General features: G+C 40.3%; 4 protein-coding genes and 1 pseudogene. All 5 read right to left on the bottom strand.

The features are described from left to right. Positions 1–200 (bottom strand): annotated as a pseudogene (locus BM146_RS06430) (IS5/IS1182 family transposase); the annotation flags it as partial. A gap of 84 nt (positions 201–284) precedes the next feature. Beyond that, complete coding sequence (locus tag BM146_RS19835) at positions 285–1,697, bottom strand: histidine kinase dimerization/phospho-acceptor domain-containing protein (RefSeq protein WP_242949353.1); 1,413 nt, start codon at positions 1,695–1,697, stop codon at positions 285–287. 281 nt (positions 1,698–1,978) lie between these two features. Then, positions 1,979–3,127 carry a lactaldehyde reductase gene (gene fucO / locus BM146_RS06420; protein WP_074886045.1) on the bottom strand — a complete coding sequence of 383 codons (1,149 nt, stop codon included), beginning with the start codon at positions 3,125–3,127 and terminating at the stop codon, positions 1,979–1,981. A 173-nt stretch (positions 3,128–3,300) separates the two neighbouring features. Then, complete coding sequence (locus BM146_RS06415; protein ID WP_074886042.1) at positions 3,301–5,535, bottom strand: rhamnogalacturonan lyase family protein; 2,235 nt, start codon at positions 5,533–5,535, stop codon at positions 3,301–3,303. A 12-nt stretch (positions 5,536–5,547) separates the two neighbouring features. Continuing rightward, positions 5,548–6,276: an SGNH/GDSL hydrolase family protein gene (locus BM146_RS06410; protein ID WP_074886039.1), complete on the bottom strand. Its 729-nt coding sequence runs from the start codon at positions 6,274–6,276 to the stop codon at positions 5,548–5,550. Positions 6,277–6,298 lie beyond the last annotated feature (22 nt).

Raw genomic sequence — 6,298 nt, 5'->3', positions numbered from 1 at the left:
TGACGCGGTGAGGCCTGACTCTTTCTGATTCTGTCATAAGTCTCATAAAGATCAGAAAGATTCATCTCCTCCACAAATGCACTAACCAGGCGTACCGGATCATCAGATGGAATAGATATTTCTATGTCTAGCGGAAGTTTGATTTGATGATACAAGGAAGATACTGTATAATCTCCTTGTAAGATTTGGTTTAGTCGCATAAACATATTTTACAGCAAAAACCAGGCTTTTCGAAGCCTGGTTTTTGTGTTTTGGGCATAAAAAGGGAGCTGAGCACTAATTACTTAGTGCGACAGCCCCGCCTCGATTTTTGAAAAATCAAGAATATCATTTACAATTCCCAAAAGAGAGTTGCCTGCACTTTTTACATTCTGGGCGTACTCCTCTATCTGTGGATCATTGGTCTCTCTGATTATCATCTCATTCATTCCGAGAACAGCGTTTATAGGTGTCCTTATTTCGTGAGACATATTTGACAGGAAACTGCTTTTTGCTTCACTTGACTGTTTGGCAACCTCAAGCTCAGTCTTTAATTTTTGCTCTTCCTCAATCCTTCCGATATAGTCTTCAATGGAATGAACCATAGTCCGCGACGACTCAAAAACCACACCTATTTCATCCCTTGTGCCGGCTTTAATCTTATCGATCTTTTTCCCTACTTTAAGCTTTTCATCATCATCTGCATTGGCAAATTCGTACATAAAATCAGAGAGTACACCAAGGGGCGCACCTATAGACATCTTCGTATAAAAATTTGCAAAGCCTCCAAGTGGAACGCCTACACAAAGCATCAAAAGAACCATTTTTATATCATAATTGACGACAGATGTATCAAAGTTAAACTCAAGCATTTCAATTCCTTTGGCAAAGTCATCGCTCGTTATGTCAGTATCCTTACCAAGATTTTCTTCAATGGCAACATCCATTGCGTCCTTATTGTTCTTAAGGCTATTGATCATAACGTCTTTCATGTCAGGAAAAAGAGCTATCATAAACGCCGCAGCAGATATTCCCAAAAATACTTCAATCCCGATTATTATTGTTGTTATTTTTACGCTTACCCTTGTTTTTCTAAGGCTCCTCTTAATATCTTTATTCTTCTGATAGGCATCTGTATAGCCTGTGGCAATCGGAAAAGGCAACTTGCAAATATCAGGAGATTTTGTAAAAAAGAAATGGAGAATAAAGCCGACTGCAAATATAAGCGCTGCATCCCTTGATACATATACTGTAAGATTCTTTAGAGCCGAAATATCATATTCTTCATTTTGAATCACAGTCAAACAGATCACTTCGGTAAATGAGGTTGCTAAAAGCGTATATAAGCACGCCAAAAGAGTCTTTTTCCCTGTCTTAAACCAAAAATACTGTCCGAACAAAGCAAAACACGTGGTGGCTACCAGGTAAATTGCCATGAAATAGACAGTATCCATGCTGATAAAAAATGTTGTTAAAAAAGACAGAAAAAAAGCTGCATATGCAATGAGATACCCGTAAAGTCCTCCAAGAAGCAGATATGGCAGCAGAAAAAAAGTAGCAAAAACGATCCCCCATCTGTGAAATATCATATTATCTGCATGCAGTGAACAGTATATGCACAGCCTTGTCAAAAAAAGCCATACCACAACAGAAATAAATCTCACCAAAAACCTTAACCACTTTTTATCAATATCTTTGATTTTCTGAATCTGTTTCATAAGCATTTCCTATCTCATAAATACTTTATTGCCTTGTTGCCTTCATCGCTTTTTTATCCTTCAAAGCAAAACAGACACTACAAGAATAACGAAGAAAATGATTAACTTTTCAACAAGGCCATGTCGTCTAATCATGACACAATTGTACTATATAGCGTTAATTATTTCTTCGTTTTTTATTGATTTTTTATAATTCCAATTTCCTATGATATAAAAAAGAAGATTCCTGCGCAACCAATCAGGTTGACAGGAATCCCCGCTTTAATTATTTAATTATTTACTTATGCCATCAGCATGCGGAACATTTCGATAACCTGCTCCTTAGTAGCTTCTCTTGGATTTCCAGGATAACATGCATCGTTAAGTGCATCTGTAGCAAGCTGATCAAGGTCTTCTTCTTTGATCTTATCAAGTGTCTTTGGAATACCAACGTCCTCAGAAAGCTTCTTAACAGCTGCGATAGCTGCATCACGGTACTCTTCCTGACTCATATTGTCTACGCCTTCTACGCCCATAGCTCTTGCAACTTCACGAAGTCTCTCGCCTGTGTACTCACGGTTGAATTCCATTGAAATTGGAAGGAACATAGCACAAGCAACACCGTGTGGTGTGTCATAATGTGCAGAAAGTGTATGAGCCATAGCGTGGTCGATGCCAAGTCCAACGTTAGAGAAGCCCATTCCTGCAATGTACTGGCCAAGAGCCATTCCTTCACGACCTTCTTTTGTATTCTCAACAGCTCCACGAAGATTCTTGGAAATAAGTCTGATAGCTTCAAGGTGGAACATATCTGTCATTTCCCATGCAGCTCTTGTTGTGTAACCTTCGATAGCGTGAGTAAGAGCGTCCATACCTGTAGCAGCTGTAAGTCCCTTAGGCATTGAAGACATCATCTCAGGATCAACGATTGCTACGATTGGCATGTCATGTGTATCTACACAAACGAATTTTCTTTCTTTTTCTACATCTGTGATAACGTAATTGATTGTAACCTCTGCTGCTGTTCCAGCTGTAGTAGGAATAGCGATGATAGGTACACAAGGATTCTTTGTAGGAGCTACGCCCTCAAGTGAACGTACATCAGCAAACTCAGGATTTGTGATGATGATACCGATAGCCTTTGATGTATCCATAGATGAGCCACCGCCAACAGCCACGATACAGTCAGCACCTGACTTTTTGAAAGCTTCTACACCATTTTTAACATTTTCGATTGTAGGATTAGGCTTAATATCTGAATAAATCTCAAATGGAATTCCAGCTTTATCCAAAAGGTCTGTTACCTTTCCGGTAACTCCGAATTTGATAAGGTCAGGATCAGATGCTACAAAAGCTTTTTTAAAGCCATGAGCATTGATCTCATTTACAACCTCGCTGATTGCTCCAGCCCCATGATAAGATGTTCCGTTAAGTGATATTCTGTTTGCCATTTTCTACCTTCCTCCATTTACATATTTTATGCGTTTTTTGCATGTAACCCAATTAAAATTTTACCATAAACAGCCTTTCAAACATGAGCTAATTTGCCCATTTTCTTTGCATTTTCAATCATTTCTTACTCCCGATATATCAGGTGAATCAAAAAGATGTACACCAATATTTTTCAGCCATTATAATCCAATGGCACCTTTGAAAAATCCATGTCAGATGCATAATAATAGCTCGTGTAGCCCGTCTGGTTATAGCAGTTATTCTGCCAGGCTATACTTACTCTGTACATTGCATCATCCATAGGTGTATAGAGCTTATGCCTTGTAATATCTGTATTTGTATAAATTCTGAGTGCACTGCTATCCTCAAGCCTTAGTACAATCTCTTCTCTGAAATCCCCGAAAAGGTCTGCTATAAGACATGGATTGCCCTTGGTTCCGTTATTGGTTAGTGTCCCCTTTGGATCAAGCATTACTCCGTGGGTGATGTCATTTATCACTCCACTGTGGCTGCCTTTTAAATAATCCGCACCGTCAATGACCTGAGTTGAAAGATCTGCCGCCCATCGGATGGCCTGATTGGTGGAAGGAGCTTTAAGTGGAAGCTCTTGTCCCTTGCAGTCATATACATCATTTACCCAGCACTGAAGTCCTCTGACATTAGGGGCTATATCCCCGATCATACATCTTCCAAGGTCTTTGGTTGCAAAAACGCCAAACTTTCCTGTATCATTGCCATCTTTATCCGTGCCATGTATCACTTCACCTGTAGCAGCATCTCTAAGCGCATAGCCATAAGGAGCAGCCTCAGCACCTTCAAATACATTAAATATCTGAAAGCCCTCTCTGTCAGGATCAATATGAGCAACGTGCATGGAATCTCCATGACCCATCTTGGCATAAGTTCCATCAGGCAAATAATCATAGCTTGAATATAGAACACTTCCGTCATGATCTATGCAGGCAGCACCATAAATGATTTCCTGCTTGCCATCCCCGTCCACATCAGCTACAGACAGGCTGTGATTTCCCTGTCCGGCCAGGATTCCATAAACAGGGTCAGTTCCCTTACCGGCATGAGGATTGTCATTAAAAGGATTGCTCATAGGTACATGGCCACTGTCCACTTTCCAGATTTCCACAAAATCCTTGCCATCAAAATTGTAGGCAGCAAGAGTTGTTCTGGTATAATATCCCCTGCACATGATAAGGCTTGGTCTCTTACCATCAAGAAAGGCCACACCTGCCAGGAATCTGTCCACTCTGTTGCAGGGTTCAATCCTCTTCATTGAATAATCCCCCCACATAAGTCCGTCATCGCCACGCACGAAAGGATAGTCTATAGTAGAAAGTTCACGACCGTCACCTGCAAACATGGTCAGGTATTCGGGACCTTCATATATAAATCCCTCAAATTTCCTGAGCTCATTTTTAGGACTTCTCGATGGAGCATACACATCAAGAAAATAGTCAGTAAGCTCATCTGCATCCTCATCGCTCAAAGGATAGTCATATCTTTTCTCGATTCCAAAGCACTCCTCCAAAGTATCAGGCCAGTTTCCCGCCTTAACTTCAGGATGCTCTTTCCAGGATAAAAAGACATTCTTCATGTGCTCTTTGTAATCATCAGCAGAGCACACATAGTTATCTTCATTGGAATATCCCTTCAAAAGGTCTTTTTCAGGAATCGTAATATAGTTCTCTGAAATCACTTCTCCACCTTCGCCAAAGCATATCATCTTTGTTCCCGGCGCAGTCTTTACCGCCATTTCAGCCCTGCTATCGCCATCAAAATCATATACCATGAACTGAGTGTAGTGGGCACCTGCTCTGATATTGGGCCCCATATCAAGTCTCCAGAAAAGATGCCCCGACAGACTATAACAATCGATGATACATCTTCCTGTATAGCCCTTTATTGAAACGTCCTGAGAATTGGTCGGATCCCACTTTACAATGTACTCGTACTCTCCATCACCGTTGACATCACCGATGCTCATATCATTTAAAGTGTACTCAAATGTTTCTCCAGCTGGCGTTACTCCGCCTTCAGGCTTTTTAACCGGAATATCAAGGTAGTTTTCTCCGCTTCCCCAAACTGAAACTTCAGGACTCCTGCCTGCAGCAAAAAAGTTCTTGTCAAAAGCCTTATTCCCGGATATCATGCTGCTTTCATCGACCTCGACGGCATATTTTGATTTATCATTTCCCTCTTTATCCAGGTAATTTGTGGAATCCGTAACTGTAGCTATCTTCTTTCCATCCCTGTATATCTTAAAGTCAACTCCAACAAGCCCAGTTAAATTACTTCCAAATGCTTCTCTTTTAAAAAGTCTCCAGGATAAAAAAATACCGGTGCTTGTCTTTACTGCAATCAAACCTCTTCCTAAATTTTCTCTCTGTCCCATATGTTCATTCCTTCAGGATAATATTTTCTTTAGTTCTTTTGCCACAAATCCTGCATAGATAAAGGCTCCCTCAAATTTAAGATGCGCATTGTCTTCTTTTCCTTCAATCGCACTCTCAAACATACACTTATCCAAATTCATATATATCCCCTTGCAGGCCTCTTCACCAATCCTGCTGTTGTACTCTGCAGTCATTTTCCCAAGGTCTATGCAAAAGAGATTCTTCTTAGTTGCAACTTCCAGCATCTTTTCTCTATACTTTGGAAAAGAAATCCTGCAATTTCCATCCTCATCAAAGTCCTTCATTGCAATGGCAGTCACAAGGACCGGCACTGCTTTTTTGGCAAGAAGTGGAGCAATATAATCATTTATAAGCTTCTCTTCATATTCATCAGGAGTCAGGAAACGCTCTTCCTTCTCCTTATATGCATCATTATGTGCTGATTGTATAAGGCAATAGTCCCCTTGGCATATGTCTTTTATAACTTCATCAAAGCGACCTTCATCATAAAAGCTCTTAAGGCTCCTTCCAGCCATAGCTCTATTATCTATCACGAAATCCTCAACATCATAGGTAACAGCATTCTCAAATTTTGAACCCTTCGAGTGATACACACTCACATAGTTATCACAAAAATATCTATAGAGCATAGCTCCCCATCCGCACTGAGGAGCAGCCTCCAATTTGTATGTCTGTACAGTCGAATCCCCCACAAGATATATTCTTGTTTTTCTATCCATAGTTAATTAACCATCCCCAATA

The organism is Butyrivibrio proteoclasticus, assembly GCF_900115735.1.
GTDB lineage: Bacteria > Bacillota > Clostridia > Lachnospirales > Lachnospiraceae > Butyrivibrio > Butyrivibrio proteoclasticus_B.
Note: the sequence above shows the minus strand (reverse complement) of the source record. Positions and strands in the feature narration are given on the sequence as shown.